Source organism: Dissulfuribacter thermophilus, from assembly GCF_001687335.1.
Classification (GTDB): domain Bacteria; phylum Desulfobacterota; class Dissulfuribacteria; order Dissulfuribacterales; family Dissulfuribacteraceae; genus Dissulfuribacter; species Dissulfuribacter thermophilus.
Map to the genome: position 1 here is coordinate 176,308 of NZ_MAGO01000003.1, position 14,879 is coordinate 191,186.

The following is a 14,879-nucleotide window of genomic DNA, read 5'->3' on the forward strand; positions in this document are numbered from 1 at the left end:
TTTTACATCCCTCCTTTGGGAAGCGTAAAGAGAAACTCCCCGATCAATGCCTTGTCTTCATCATTTCCAGGAAATGGCGGCATGTACGGGTAGTCCCCCAATGCGTCCATAAAATCTGCTATGTCATCTGGAGATTCTGGATCCAAACGCGAAAGGAGCACAGGGAGAGGACGTATAATCCCATTTACCTCAAGGGAGTGACAGTTTCCGCACACGTAAAGGGTAAGAATGCGCCCCGCTTTAATCCTGTCTTTTGGCTCTTCTAAATTAAGGCCACCTGCCCAATATATATTTTTTATAAAACCCTCTTCCTGATATCTCTCCACTTCATTTTTGATCCCCTTTGCCGGAATATCTCTACCAATCAACTGATTACCATACATGTATTGGCTTATCACAAAGGGGCGCCTTACGCCTTCACGGAATCCCTCTCCAGCACCAATTCCTACAAAGAGGACTATTAACATTATTATTCCTGACACTACGCCAGCATACCTGGGTCTTATGAGTCCAAAAAAGACAAAATAAAGAAGCACCACAACATAAGAGGTCCCTGCCACATAAAGGAGTGTTTTAAGGTAGGGGAGTCCTCCGTAAAAGGCCATCTCCTTGGCATTTTCTGGAAGCTTTTGAAGATACCAAAGGCTAAAGATGGCACCAAAGACCATACCAGCGATACCCCATATGCTTGCCTTTTTGATTATCTCTTTTCCAACTTCGTCATTTTTCATCCTGCTCGCCACAATTACAGCATAAAGCCCTGCAATACCAAACATCATGGAGGTTCGAACAAACAGTTGCGGCCAATAGGTTTCATTAAAAAAGCCATCAAAAAAGCCACCGGTCTCACTCCACTTTCCAGTTGTGAGCATGAATGCAAGTATTCCAGTGATAATTATCATGCTTATCCAGGCTGCCAATGCATAGGTGAGCCCGATTTTTAGGTGGCTTTCCTTGTCAATCCTGCCAAGGGTGTAATAATAGACATAGATTGTTGCTATTTCTAAAATAAAAAATACCCATTCAGTGGCCCATCCCCAGACATAATTATGAATAAGCCCTGAAATCCCACGAGGACTTGCCACAGTTGCAGAATACCAGATCCCTACTCCTGTTATGCTTCCTATGACAAAAGAGAATATAAGTATGAGAAGGGTAAACTTTTTGAGGAATTCAAAGAGTTCAGGCCTGTTCTTCCTAACTGCCTCTCTTTCAATATAAACATTGAACCAAAATGCCCCTGTGGCAAGGTGCGATGGAAGGATATGAAAACTTGCAATAATAGCAATTATAAGCCCAGATGTAATCAATGGAACTTCCCAGAAAGGATACATTCCTCCCCCCTTTCATTTAATTTTTTACTTATAATTGAGTTTTTTTTCAAGAATTTCCAACTCAGATACGATCCCACCCCCTTACTTGACTGAAAATTGATCAGGCATTTCAAGTTAGAGCATATGAATTTTTAGGGATTTGGCAAATACTTTTTCTCGTCTCTATTTAGTTGTCATTGATACGATTGCGTCAAGACCAACACAATTTATCCCCAGGGCTCCGTCAAAGTCACGTTGGCATAATTGAAGATTCAACAGGAAGGAGATGTCTTTTGGCCTCAGATTAGCGGCATTGCAAACGGGCGGGGGCGTCTCCAAAAAGGAACGGTTTGGTCGAGCTCCGTTTTGCCCCCTTTTGCCGTGCAGGATTTAGGTTGAATTTAAACTGGCTCTACTCTAACACAGGTGCTACTAAAATCGGGAATGCCACCAACGAGGTCAATTAGGGGGGTATTACCGAAATCATAGTCCAAGTCTGAAAGTTCGTTGGGATTGATACCCTTACCAAGACTTTGATCAGAGATTACAATATCCCCTTGGGTAACTGTTTCTCCACCGAGCATCACATGCTTGGCATTTCTTATCTTTAATGAAGATGCCCCAAGCCCTTTATGCCCATAAGAAATAGAGATAGCCACTGTGCCAGGCCGTATGGTCCAAGTGGTCCTAAGCTCACCCACAACTCCATCTCGGTTGGACCTGCTTTTGACCCACACAAGATCCCCATCCCTGAGCTTAAGCCTTGCGGCATCCCCTTGGTTCATGAGCACAAAATTTTGTGGATGAAGTTCCAGAGCCACCTTATGCCATATGGTCCTTGATTGCGTGTGAAGGGCTTGCTTGTAACTAATGAGTGTAAATGGAAAATCAGGGTCTCCTTGATTTATGGGAGGAACGTATCTTAATGAACCATAAAATCGCCTTCCAGTAATTGAACAAACGGTATCTGAAAGACCTTCATTGTAAATGGTAAAACGCTTTGGTCCGTATTTAAATGCCTCTCCCCAAAAACAGTTTTCATATGGAGAAAATAGACCACCTCTTGAAAGGAGGACACACACCCTCCTCCACTCCTCTTTGGTAAGAATAGCCTTATATTTGGAGACAGGGTAATTTCTCTCAACAAACTCAATAGCCTCAGTATCATCACATCTTAAATTAGCGTTTTCCGCAATATTTGAGAAACCTCGAAGGTAGAAGTCTTCTGCCTGTTTTAAGGGATACACTCTAGAATCCTTCCCTGGTATGGCATTTTGGCCAAAGCCGGGGAGATTCATGGCCTCGGCAAGGTCAATCAAGAAGGTTTCGAGACATATCGGCCTTCCGTCTCTGGTCTTTGGAGTGATGGGTTCTATTATAGGGGTCCTTACGGCTGTAAACTTAAAAGCAGGGGCGTGGGGGCTTAGCCAGCCGTAGTGCCCCTCAGCATAGGTAATATCTGGAATAATATAGTCAGCGTAAATATTTGATTCGTTTATTCCGATGTCTATTGAGACCAAAAGAGGCACCTTATCTGGGTCCGAAAGGGTGGCTTTGAACCGATTGCCACCTGGTATTGAGTATACTGGATTAAAAAAATAGAGGAATAGTGCGGTAATTGGATAGGGGTACTTAGTATCTATACCAGAGAGGGCCTCTACACTCAGCCCCCCTTTTGTAAAAGGGAACCAGGGTCTAGTTGCTGGATAGGTTTTTTCACCTGAGCTTTGTTTCTTCCTATATTCAGTTGAATCTCGATAGTCTGCCTTTTCCCTCGATATCTTTATTCCACGAGGTTTCCTTTTTCCCTGAAAATTCAAAAGATCGTACGAACCTTTCTTCCAGGAAGAGAGTCCTCCTCCAGAAGTGATATATCCGCCCTTTCTTCCAAGGCTGCCTGAAAGGGCGTTTAGGGCAGCTACTGCATATGCTGCATATGTGCCATTCACATAGTTTCCGGCACCATGATACTGGCATACTGAGGCATATGGGGCATGGTCCGAAAACTCGCGGGCAACCTCCTCTATTGTCTCTTTATCTACACCTGAAAATCTGGCGTAGTCTTCAATTGAGTGCTCAAAGACACCTTCTTGCATTATATTAAATGCACTTCTTACCCGTATCCGTTTCCCTTCACCGTCTTCAATATATTTGTCTACATTTAGCTCAGCACATTTGACCTCGATGTAGGATACGAGTTCGTCTCCACCCTTTTTCACTACAACAAAATGGTCTTTCTCTTCTTTTGAGACATCACTGGAGACATCCCCTAATCTCAAAAATTTTCCATGCCTTGGATCATTTTCATCCCAGACCACGAGATGGGTCGCATTTACATAGGCCCCATTTCCAAGTTCCAATGCCGCCTGTCTGTTTGGTGCCTCAAGATATTGCCTATTAAATCTCTTATTTTCTATAAGCCACCTTATGATTCCCAGGGCAAAGGCCCCATCCTGACCAGGCCTTATGGGAACCCATCTATGAGCATGTGCCGATGCCTTTTGGGCACGCGGGTCCACGATTACGAATTTTAAATCTCCATTTCGCGCTCTTTTTGCGAGGGTCGCTCCATAGGTGTTTAACCCTGGCTGAAGGGCCTCATACACGTTTGCCCCAAATATAATGATGTATTTTGCACTCCAGGGGTCTGCCTTCAACTCCACGGCCTCTCCTTCAGTAAAGGCATAATTTCCCATTCTGAATCCAAGGCCGCAAATGTCAGTATGTCCAATCCTGTTAACAGAGCCAAAGGCGTATTTAACAAATCGATCTATGAAGGCCTTTCTCCCATGTTGAAGCCTTCCTGTCATAAAGCAAAAGCCGTTTCTCTTAGGCCCGAGTTCTGGTGCATCAGGGTCAATGGACTCGTCAGAGAGAAGATCTTTTAGACCTGGCACGTGGCGATCTTCTCCTAAATGGGAAAAGAGTCGTCCTCCATTGACAATCTCGGTTATGAGCCTTTCCCACTCAATGGGCTCAAATTTCCCCTCGCCCCTTTTTCCTACCCTCTTTAGGGGCATCAGAATCCTATAAGGACTGAATACATAGTTTGAGATCTCCTTGGCCTTCCCACAGACTGAGCCAGAAATCTTCAAGGATTTTTCAAGAGGGGTTTCTAAAGAAATTGGTTGCCCTAGAGTATTATAGGGATGATATGGATTACCCGTAACAGTTTCTATCTTGCCGTCCCTTGAAAAGGCCTTTATTCCACACCTAGCATTGCAACCCAGACACAGAGTGTGAATGACCCTTGTCTCAGGACTTGAGAGATATTTGAAGGTCCCCTTTTCATAGGATGGAAATATCGTCATATCGCTTTTATTCATACCCTTAGAGGAGACCAACGCACACCCTTGCAAAAGAAAAAATGGTGCCCCCTTAAAAAGAGTTCTACGAGAAATCCCTTTTTTCATCCCTGTTCTCCACAGCTGGGATCATTGATTCCAAATTCTCATTTCCAGCGTAAAAGATCCTACCTCCACGCCCAAATCTAGCTCCATACTGGAACAGATGTTTCTTTGAGATATATTCTCTAAATTCCCCTTTGGGATTATTTAAGTCCCCAAAAATCCTTGCACCACTTGGACATGTCTCAACACATGCTGGTTTGAGTCCTTTTTCCAGGCGTTCAATGCATAGATCACACTTAAATGATCTATTTCCAAATCTCTCATCCAGATGCCGTGCCCCAATGGGACAGGCCTTTATACACTGGCCCTTGCCATCACAAAGCCTCCAATCTGTTATCACAATTCCACTTTTCAATTTTTTTATGGCTCCTTTAGAGCATGCAGACAGACAAGGGGGGTTATCGCAGTGATTACACTGCACTGGAACAAAGATCGGGCGAACTTGAGGGAAGTTACCTATGGTTATGGACTTTATTTTGATATTAAATGCACCCTGTGGGGTGTTTTGATCGATTTTACATGAAACAACACATGCCTCACACCCCATGCATCTTTCCAAATCAACGATCATTGCATATGAAGGATACGTGCCTTGGACATTGGCATCAATACTTTTGGGAATTGACAACCCAAACAAACCAAGTGAGGCCCATTTTAATAATTGCCTTCGACTACCCTCAATCATATTTTCTTTATTCCAGATTCCTTTGGACGATCTCATAAGAAAATTTTTCTGGTGCCAAGGGGTCTAGGGGCCTTCCTCCTATCTCTGCGTAAGGATACATGAAGTAGTTTAATGGCCCCTTTTTGTTTTTGGGATTTAGATTAATGTCTCGTCCAGTGCCAAACTTAATACGATATGGGTCCACTGCACCAAAATAGTATGAAAGAAGCGCTTTTGCCTCTGGTGAGGCGTAGCAAAGCTTCTTTTTAAGAAGGGCCTTTAAATAGTCCCCTGGATCAGCTACAAACCACCCGTAGCCTGGGACATAAAACTCTGCCCAACAGTGCTGCCATTTGGTAATGTTTACTCCATCCGTCTTAGCAAGCCTAAGGCCAAAGACCTCACGAGCTGGTATCCCTGCCCCCTTTAAAAGGGCGACAAAGACTGAATGGATGTCTGCACACTTTCCAGATTTCTTTGAAAGCAGTAGACACACGTTTCCCCTTCCACATCCCTTTGTCTTTGGGTCTCGCCTCATGTTTTTGGCAACCCAAAGGTAAATAGACCTTGCCTTTTCGAGTGTCCCGTGTTTTCCCTTCGTTATCTCTTGGGAAAGGGCCTTTACAGCCTCATTTATTGGTGCAAGTTTTGATCCTTTCAGGTATTTGGCCAAAAAGACCTTATCTACACAGCCTGAGTCAGAGAGGGCTTTATCTTTTCTCTCCCACCTTGTCACCTCAAAACTCAGGCTAAGCCTCCTATCCTTTTTACCCTTTGGCCAATAGGCATATAGAATGTGGTTTCCAAACTCCTGATCAGTGTAGAATCCATGAGAGGAATAGGTCCCATCTATTTTTACATTAGTTATCAACTGATATGCGTCTGATACTGGATATGGAAGCCATAGCATGGCCTCCTCATTTGAACCGTGGGAAGAAAGGTCAATTGTCATTGTGACAAGGGTCCTTTGGACATCACATATGCCAACCCCTGTCATGAACAAAAAAACTATGATGGCTATAGGAACTGATAAAAATCCATACGATTTTCTTTTCATGAATTCGATTTAAACAGAAAGATAGAAGAATATCAAATTGTTATATTTGATAGATATGTACTCTTCTATAGGTATGACAAATAGTTGAATTGGATTTTCCCAATTGGTTGATCAAGCTCAATTTTCGTTTAACAGTTCTTTGAGTTGATCCATGAAGGCATTCAGATCCTTGAATTGTTTATATACGGAAGCGAATCGCACATATGCCACATCATCCCATTCCTTTAGCTTAGCCATTACCTTTTCCCCAATTTTATTGGATGGGATCTCCCTCTCGCCTTTGTCCTGAATCTCTTTTTCAAATTCAGTTACGAACTCTTCGATCTGATCTAGGCCAATAGGGCGCTTTTCACATGCCTTCAAGATCCCTTCTATTATCTTTGTACGATTGAAAGGCTCTCTACGACCGTCTTTTTTTATAACTAGGGGATGAAACTCTTCAACTCGCTCATAGGTTGTAAAACGCTTTCCGCAGGAGACACACTCGCGTCTTCTCCTTATGGCGCGGCCATCTCGGCTAGGCCTTGAATCCACGACCCTAGTGTCTGGCTCCTGACAAAAAGGGCATCTCATGAGTTTAGCCTCACCAGTTCAATGCCTGCCTCACAAAGCATATCTTTGGAAAGCTCATCAGGATATCCTTCCCTGTAGTAGATCTTCCTAATGCCTGCATTGATCAACATCTTTGTACATATAACACAAGGTAGATTTGTACAGTATAGGACGGAACCGGCTACACTTACTCCATGATAGGCTGCCTGAATCAGACAATTTTGCTCAGCATGTAGGGCTCGACACAGTTCGTGACGAACTCCTGAGGGAATATTTAACTGCTCCCTTAAACAGCCTATGTCCAGACAGTGTTTTAAGCCACTTGGCGCCCCGTTGTAGCCAGTGGAGAGAATTCTCTTGTCCTTTACCAGGATGGCCCCTACCTGCCTTCTGAGACAAGTGGACCTCGTAGCAACGAGATCGCATATCGCCATGAAATAGGCGTCCCAACTGGGCCTACAAGACTCCAAACGCTCTTCTTCCTTCAATTCAAAACTCAAAACTCAACACTTCCAGACGTTCTTTTTCCTTCAACTCAAAATTTAACACTCAAGACTCAAAACTTCTAAAATGCTCTTTTCCTTCAACTCAAAACTCAACACTCAAAACTCATCACTCATCATTAATCACTTCCTCATATCGCCTGAGGCGTTCCGTGTATAGCGGATACTTTTCACAGATTTCTTTAACTTTCAGGCGAATATCCCGCACCATAGTATCGTTTTTTGGATCTAGAAGTATATCAGCAATATAATTTGCCACTTCAATTACATCTTTTTCCGTAAGTCCCCTTGTTGTTATGGCTGGGGTTCCAATTCGTATTCCGCTTGTAATTGTAGGGGGATTAGGGTCAAACGGGATGGCATTCTTGTTTACCGTGATACCAGCGCGTTCTAAGACTTCCTCTGCCTCTTTTCCAGTAATTCCCTTATCCGTTAAGTCCACCAGCACAAGATGATTGTCAGTTCCTCCTGAAACAAGCCTAAATCCCCTATCCATTAAGGTCTGGGCAAGGGCCTTTGCATTTTTCACGATATTTTGTTGATATGTCTTGAATTCAGGGGCAAGGGCCTCTTTGAATGCCACTGCTTTTGCAGCTATTACATGCATCAAGGGCCCTCCCTGGATACCAGGGAATATCTGGGAATTTATCAGCCTGGCATATTTGTCTTTTGCCAGAATAAAACCGCCTCTGGGGCCTCGCAGAGTCTTATGTGTTGTGGAGGTTACGAAGTCAGCAAAGGGTACTGGAGAAGGATGTATCCCTGCTGCCACCAAACCTGCAATATGGGCCATATCCACCATGAGATATGCCCCTATCTCGTCACAAATAGCCCTAAATTCTTCGAAGGGTACTGTACGGGGATATGCGCTTGCACCGGCTATTATCATTTTAGGCCTGTATTCTAAGGCCTTTTTCCCCAAATCATCAAAATCAATGGTCTCTGTATCTCTGTTTACCCCGTAGTGAATTACATTAAAAAGCCTTCCAGAGAAACTCACCTTGGCTCCATGAGACAGGTGACCACCATGGGCCAGATCCATAGATAATATAGTGTCCCCTGGATTCAGCACTGAAAAGTAGACTGCCATATTGGCCTGACTTCCAGAGTGAGGCTGAACATTTGCATATTCTGAACCGAAGAGGAGATTTAGCCTTTCTATGGCAAGCCTTTCAACTACATCCATGTTCTCGCAGCCGCCATAATACCTTTTCCCTGGATAGCCCTCTGCGTATTTATTCATGAAGGCGCTTCCTTCGGCCTCCATGACAGCCTCACTCACAAAGTTTTCAGAAGCGATCATCTCGAGTCCGCCTGTCTGCCTTTCGATCTCCGCCTTAAGCGCCTGAAATACTTCCTTGTCTGTGTGATAGAGGTAATGCATCGCCCTATTCCTTTTCAAAAAGCTTTATTCTTCTCTCATGCCGCCCTCCTTCAAACGGAGTGGCAAGCCAAATCTTCACAATTTCTTCAGCAAGACCTGGGCCAATAACCCTAGCCCCAAGGCAAAGGACGTTGGCGTCATTGTGTTCACGGCTCATACGGGCTGTATAAAGTTCATGGCAAAGCGCTGCCCTAATTCCGTTATATCTGTTTGCCACAATGGACATCCCGATACCAGTACCACAGATGAGAATTCCTCTGTCTACTGCACCTGTTACCACGAGTTCGGCTACGGCCTTGCCAAATAAAGGGTAATCTGTGGACTCACTACTGTGACAACCACAGTCCCTTACTTCGTGTCCCAAGCCATCAATGAGCTTTTTAATCTGCTCTTTTAATTCAAAACCCCCATGATCAGAGCCAATAGCAATCTTCATTTGACTTCCTCAAATCAGTCTTGATATTTCCCAAAGATAATGACTGCATTAGTCCCCCCGAAACCAAAGGAATTACTCATAACCCTTTGAACCTCTTGGCGACGAGCCACGTTGGGCACATAGTCAAGATCCATCTCAGGCTCTGTGGCCTCAAGATTTATGGTGGGGGGAATAATACCTGACTCAATTGTCAGGACTGAATATACTGCTTCAATGCCACCTGTGCCTCCAAGTAGATGGCCTGTCATGGACTTTGTAGAGCTTACAGGTACAGAGTAGGCGTGTTCGCCAAACACCTTCTTTATGGCACGGGTCTCAACTATATCGTTTAATGGGGTGCTGGTACCATGGGCATTTATATAATCGATATCTTTTGGCTCAAGGCCAGCGTCGGACAAGGCCATTTCCATACAATTTGCAGCACCCTCTCCATCTTCTGGTGGGGCTGTCATATGATACGCATCTCCTGTAAGCCCGTAGCCTAAGACCTCAGCATGTATACGTGCTCCTCGGCTAAGTGCATGCTCAAGCTCTTCGAGGACTAAGATCCCGGCCCCTTCTCCAATGACAAAACCGTCTCTATCCTTGTCAAAGGGACGAGATGCCTTCTCAGGTTCATCGTTTCTGGTGGACAGGGCCTTCAAAGCGGAAAAACCGGCAAAGGCCAGAGGGGTGATCACTGACTCGCACCCACCTGTGATCATACAATCTGCATCTCCCCTTTGAATGGTCCTAAATGCCTCACCGATAGCATGGGTACCTGCGGCACAGGCCGTACACACCACTGTATTGGGTCCCTTGGCCCCAAACATTATCGATATCTGTCCAGAGGCCATATTGGGGATTGCCATGGGGATAAAAAACGGACTAACACGTTTAGGCCCTCTATTTACCAGTACATCTCTGTAGTGCTCTATGGTTCCAAGGCCGCCGAGTCCAACCCCTGTTATGACACCTACGCGTTGGGCATTCTGTGGCGTAATCTTAAGCCCGGAGTCCTCCACAGCCATTACTGCACCGGCAACAGCAATCCTCACAAAGGGATCCAAGCGCTTTATGAGCTTTTCTGGCATGAAGTCAGACGGTTGAAAATCCTTTATTTCACCTGCTATCCTCGATGGATAAGATGAACAGTCAAAACGGGTGACGGGGCCAATGCCAGAACGCCCTTGGGTTATGTTTTCCCAGTTCTCTTCTACGCCTATCCCCACAGGAGATAGAATTCCAAGCCCTGTTACAACAACTCTACGCCGTCCTTGTTTTGCGTTATTTCCAGCACCCATAAATAGTTATGCCTATCCCTGTTGTTTTTCCTTTACGTAATTAATTGCATCCTGAACAGTCTGGAGCTTTTCCGCATCTTCGTCGGCAATCTCCATGCCAAACTCCTCTTCCATTGCCATTACAAGCTCCACCAAGTCCAGGGAATCAGCACCAAGATCATCAACAAAAGATGCCTCTGGTACAACCTTTGACTTATCAACGCTTAACTGCTTGGCAATTATTTCCACCATTTTTTCTTCAATACTCATATCGTCCTCCTAAATATATGTTTTTTTGTTTTCCACCTTCTGCATTCTACCGTATCCGGTCACGGGTAAATTCCTTATTTCCTCAGTGCTCCGCTTGGCCGGGCTATTAAAGTGTTTAGTTTTAAGTTATAAGTTTTTGAGTTAGAGGAAGCAGCCTTTATTAGACCTACTCCTTCAACTTAAAACTCACCACTCAAAACTTTTATAAAGCAGTAGTTGCGGTGCTCTGTGAGCAAATACATCAGGCACAAAGCATTCCTCCATTAACATGAAGTACGTGGCCAGTAATATATGATGCCTCAGGAGAAGCAAGGAAGACACATGCATTGGCTACATCTTCCGGGCTTCCCATTCGCCCCATGGGTATCTGTGAGAGAATACTGTCCTTAATCTTTTCAGAAAGTCCACTTGTCATGTCGGTTTCTATGAAGCCAGGGGCAATTACATTACATGTAATCCCTCTCGTGGCCACCTCTCTTGCCACCGCCTTTGTAAAACCTTCAAGCCCTGCTTTGGATGCGCAATAGTTTGCCTGCCCTATGTTGCCCATAGTTCCAACTACAGAACCTATATTTATGATCCTCCCCCAACGTTCCTTAAGCATGGGCTGAAGCACCGCTTTTGTACAGGATATTGCGCCAATGAGATTGACCCTAAGTACCTCATCAATGTCCTCTGCCTTCATACGCATAAAGAGGCTATCACGAGTAATTCCGGCATTATTTACCAGTATGTGGATTGGGCCATGAGATTCTATAATCTCACCAATGGCTTTAGCTGCAGCGTCCCTATCACCTACGTCAAAACCAACAATGACTGCCTCATTCCCTAAACTTTCAATCTCCTCTTTCACTTCAAGGGCAGAGGCCTCGTTTTTAGCATAATTTATAAAAACCTTTGCCCCAGATTTGGCAAGTGCCATGGAAATGGCTCGTCCAATACCTCTTGAGCCACCAGTTACTAGGGCATTTTTCCCCTTAAGATCAAACATCTAGGCCTGTCCTCCTCTTAGAGTCCTAAGCTCTTCCAATAGGCAATCAATAATTTCCTCAGCATTACCCACAATACCATAATTGGCGAATTTAAATATAGGGGCATCTGGGTCCTTATTTATTGCAACAATGATCTTGGTTCCCTGGATACCTATAGTGTGCGGTGCTGCTCCAGATATTCCAAATCCCATGTAAAGTGTGGGACTTACAATCTGACCAGTTTGACCAATCTGGGCATGATGCGGCAAGAGTCCCATGTCTGTTACAGGGCGTGTTGCCCCGAGGACTCCGCCTAAAAGCTGGGAAAGCTCCTTTAATTTTTTTATCTGCTCAGGTTCTGCCACTCCCCTGCCAGCAGCTATGACAACTTCTGCACCTTTATAATCTGGGACGTCTTCTGCTTCTTCTAGTGGTTTAAAGGACTCCAATACAAACGGATTTTTTCTGAGTTCATCTGGAATTGAGAGTTCTTCCACTCTCCCTGAAGCATTTTCATCCAATGGTACAGCCTTAAAGACCCCTGACCTCACTGTAGCCATCTGGGGTCGTCTGTCTTTACAGACAATAGTTGCCATTAAATTTCCGCCATAGGCAGGCCTTGTTTGTAAAAGGGCCTTTGAATCTGGATCAATGGAAAGATCCATGCAGTTTGCAGTAAGACCCGTCTCAAGACAGGTGGCACAGACAGGCATAAATGCCTTTGCCCTCTCAGTTGCCCCTGCAAGGATTATAGAGGGCTCTCTATCCCTTGCATAATGAGCTATAATCTCTCCATAAAGGGTTTCACAAAATGGGGATAGGACCTCATCTTCAATGACAATTACCTGTTTGGCCCCATAACGAAAAAGTTCATCTTCAACCCCTTTGACCTTTGGCCCTATAATTATACACGCTAGTTCCTCTCCAAGCTCCTCACTAAGTTGTCTTCCCTTAGTCAGGAGTTCAAATGTTACGGGGTCGATATTATTTTCCCGAATCTCTCCGACAATCCAGATTCCACCTTGCATAGCTCATATCCCAAAAAAGGTTCAAGGTTACAAACGCTTTTTCCTTCAACTCAAAACTCAAAACTCATAACTCAAAACTCATAAAATTCCTGCCTCTCTCAAAATGCCAATAAGGGCATCTACTTGTTCCTTGGGTGATCCCTGAAGAAGTTCGTGCTTTCCGCTAAATTCTGGCACATAGGTAGACGAAACCCTTGTAGGAGAGCCATTTAAACCAATTTTTACCTGATCCACACCAATACTTTCAGCAGTTAAACAGGGGATCTCTGCCTTCTTTGCACGCATTTTTCCCCTGAGGCTGGGTATTCTTGGACTATTCGCCCCCATTTCTATTGTCATGACCATAGGAAGCTGACAGGCAAGGGTATAGGTACCTTCCTCAAGCCTTCTATTGATTCTGACCTTTCCTTCTTCAATCAGTTCTATTGACTCTACACACGTGGCGCACGGCACGCCCAACCTTTGGGCAAGACCTGGCCCTACCTGAGCGGTATCACCATCGGTTGTCTGCTTCCCACATAATACCAAGTCCCATGTGCCAAGCTTTTCTATGGCCTTTGCAAGGATATAAGAAGTTGCAAGGGTATCAGAACCAGCAAATGCCCTATCTGAAAGGAGAACACCGTTATCAGCTCCCCTTGAAATCGCTTCCCTCAATGCCTCTTCTGCCTGAGGAGGCCCCATGGTCAGCACTGTGAGCTCTCCTCCACACTGCTCTTTCAAGGCAACCCCTGCTTCAAGGGCAAATAGATCGTAGGGATTGATCTCAGATGTCACTCCCTCTCTTATAAGAGTTCCCTTCTCCCGGTCGAATCTCACGGAATCAGTTGATGGAACCTGCTTTATACAGCAAATAATATTCATAATTATGCCTTTGAATACTCCTTATTTAGAGACTGGCCAATTATGTTTCTAAGAATCTGGTTTGTGCCTTCATAGATCTGAAGCACCTTTGCATCCCTCATCATCTTTTCCACAGGATAATCTTTCATATAGCCAAAGCCACCTAATACCTGAACCGCATTAGTCGTCACCTTCATTGCAACATCCGTGGGAAATAGCTTTGCCATTGCAGACAACTTTTGAAGATCCTTTTCTCCTGAATCTATTGTACGGGCGATAGAATATACGAGAGCCCTTGAGGCCTCGATCTCTGTAGCCATATCCGCTAGCATGTGCTGGATAGCTTGAAATGAAATTATAGGCTGACCGAATTGGACGCGACTCCTCGCATGCTTGACCGCCTCGTCAAGGGCAGCCTGACTGAGTCCCACACCCATGGCTCCAATACCTGGACGAGCAAGATCCAGGGTCTTCATGGCTATAATGAATCCCAGGCCACGCCTTCCGAGGAGTCTGTCTTTAGGAATCCTACAGTCTGTGAAAAAGAGCTCCCTGGTTGTCGAGGCCCTAAGCCCCATCTTCTTCTCCTTCTTTCCAAAGGTAAAGCCAGGATCCCCCTTTTCCACTATAAATGCCGATGCCCCTCTGGGGCCCTTGTGTTTATCTGTCAGGGCAATTATAGTGTAAATCTCTGCCTCTCCACCTGTGGTAATCCACTGTTTTGAGCCGTTTAATACCCAATAGTCTCCATCTTCTTCAGCAATCGTCTTAATGGCACCGGCATCACTTCCGGCACTTACCTCAGTAAGGCCAAATGCCGCAAATTTTTCACCTTTTGCGATTGGGGGGAGATAACGCCTCTTTTGTTCTTCTGTACCATAAAGCAAAATAGGATAGCTACCCAGAGCGCTTGCTGCATAGGTAGTAGTAACGGCTATACAGCCGTATGAAAGTTCTTCCAAGGCACACATATGTCCATGCAGCCCCCACCAAGGCCTCCGTACTCCTCTGGTACAAAGAGACCAAATAGATCTGCCTGGGCAAGGTCCTTCATTATTGACCATGGGAATTCTTCTTTTTCATCGAGTTCAGCCCGCACTGGAATTATCTTTTCCCTTGCAATCTGACGGGCAAGTTCTTTTATCATCTGCTGTTCTTCTGTAAGAAAATAATTAACCGTTGCCAT

At 44.8% G+C, this 14,879-nt stretch carries 13 protein-coding genes and 1 pseudogene; all 14 read right to left on the reverse strand.

Features of this window, described 5'->3' with window-relative positions; translation table 11 throughout:
* Positions 1-2: 2 nt before the first annotated feature.
* Positions 3-1,334, reverse strand: coding sequence for a hypothetical protein (locus tag DBT_RS03845; RefSeq protein ID WP_067616629.1), 1,332 nt, complete (start codon positions 1,332-1,334; stop codon positions 3-5).
* 380 nt (positions 1,335-1,714) lie between these two features.
* A complete protein-coding gene (locus DBT_RS03850; protein ID WP_244155305.1) occupies positions 1,715-4,639 on the reverse strand; it encodes a molybdopterin-dependent oxidoreductase in 2,925 nt (974 codons plus the stop codon).
* A 64-nt stretch (positions 4,640-4,703) separates the two neighbouring features.
* Positions 4,704-5,444, reverse strand: a complete 741-nt coding sequence (locus DBT_RS03855; RefSeq protein ID WP_083186604.1) for a 4Fe-4S dicluster domain-containing protein — start codon at positions 5,442-5,444, stop codon at positions 4,704-4,706.
* A complete protein-coding gene (locus tag DBT_RS03860; RefSeq protein ID WP_067616635.1) occupies positions 5,416-6,444 on the reverse strand; it encodes a transglutaminase-like domain-containing protein in 1,029 nt (342 codons plus the stop codon). The genes DBT_RS03855 and DBT_RS03860 overlap by 29 nt, the downstream gene beginning before the upstream one ends.
* Before the next feature lie 117 nt (positions 6,445-6,561).
* On the reverse strand, positions 6,562-7,017 hold the full coding sequence (nrdR, locus tag DBT_RS03865) for a transcriptional regulator NrdR (protein ID WP_067616637.1): 456 nt from the start codon (positions 7,015-7,017) through the stop codon (positions 6,562-6,564).
* Positions 7,014-7,496, reverse strand: coding sequence for a deoxycytidylate deaminase (locus DBT_RS03870; protein WP_279614764.1), 483 nt, complete (start codon positions 7,494-7,496; stop codon positions 7,014-7,016). Before DBT_RS03870 ends, nrdR begins: the two co-directional genes overlap by 4 nt.
* Before the next feature lie 112 nt (positions 7,497-7,608).
* Positions 7,609-8,883 (reverse strand): serine hydroxymethyltransferase, encoded by a 1,275-nt coding sequence (locus DBT_RS03875; RefSeq protein WP_067616721.1) that lies wholly within the window; start codon positions 8,881-8,883, stop codon positions 7,609-7,611.
* A gap of 4 nt (positions 8,884-8,887) precedes the next feature.
* Positions 8,888-9,319, reverse strand: coding sequence for a ribose 5-phosphate isomerase B (gene rpiB / locus DBT_RS03880; protein WP_067616639.1), 432 nt, complete (start codon positions 9,317-9,319; stop codon positions 8,888-8,890).
* A gap of 14 nt (positions 9,320-9,333) precedes the next feature.
* The gene (gene fabF, locus DBT_RS03885; RefSeq protein WP_067616641.1) at positions 9,334-10,602 is read right to left on the reverse strand and encodes a beta-ketoacyl-ACP synthase II; all 1,269 of its coding nucleotides are present in this window, start codon (positions 10,600-10,602) and stop codon (positions 9,334-9,336) included.
* A 12-nt stretch (positions 10,603-10,614) separates the two neighbouring features.
* The gene (acpP, locus tag DBT_RS03890) at positions 10,615-10,851 is read right to left on the reverse strand and encodes an acyl carrier protein (protein ID WP_067616643.1); all 237 of its coding nucleotides are present in this window, start codon (positions 10,849-10,851) and stop codon (positions 10,615-10,617) included.
* A 241-nt stretch (positions 10,852-11,092) separates the two neighbouring features.
* On the reverse strand, positions 11,093-11,842 hold the full coding sequence (gene fabG, locus DBT_RS03895; protein WP_067616645.1) for a 3-oxoacyl-[acyl-carrier-protein] reductase: 750 nt from the start codon (positions 11,840-11,842) through the stop codon (positions 11,093-11,095).
* On the reverse strand, positions 11,843-12,850 hold the full coding sequence (locus DBT_RS03900; RefSeq protein ID WP_067616647.1) for an electron transfer flavoprotein subunit alpha/FixB family protein: 1,008 nt from the start codon (positions 12,848-12,850) through the stop codon (positions 11,843-11,845).
* A 78-nt stretch (positions 12,851-12,928) separates the two neighbouring features.
* Positions 12,929-13,714: an electron transfer flavoprotein subunit beta/FixA family protein gene (locus tag DBT_RS03905; RefSeq protein ID WP_067616649.1), complete on the reverse strand. Its 786-nt coding sequence runs from the start codon at positions 13,712-13,714 to the stop codon at positions 12,929-12,931.
* A 2-nt stretch (positions 13,715-13,716) separates the two neighbouring features.
* Positions 13,717-14,879, reverse strand: a pseudogene (locus DBT_RS03910) (acyl-CoA dehydrogenase family protein).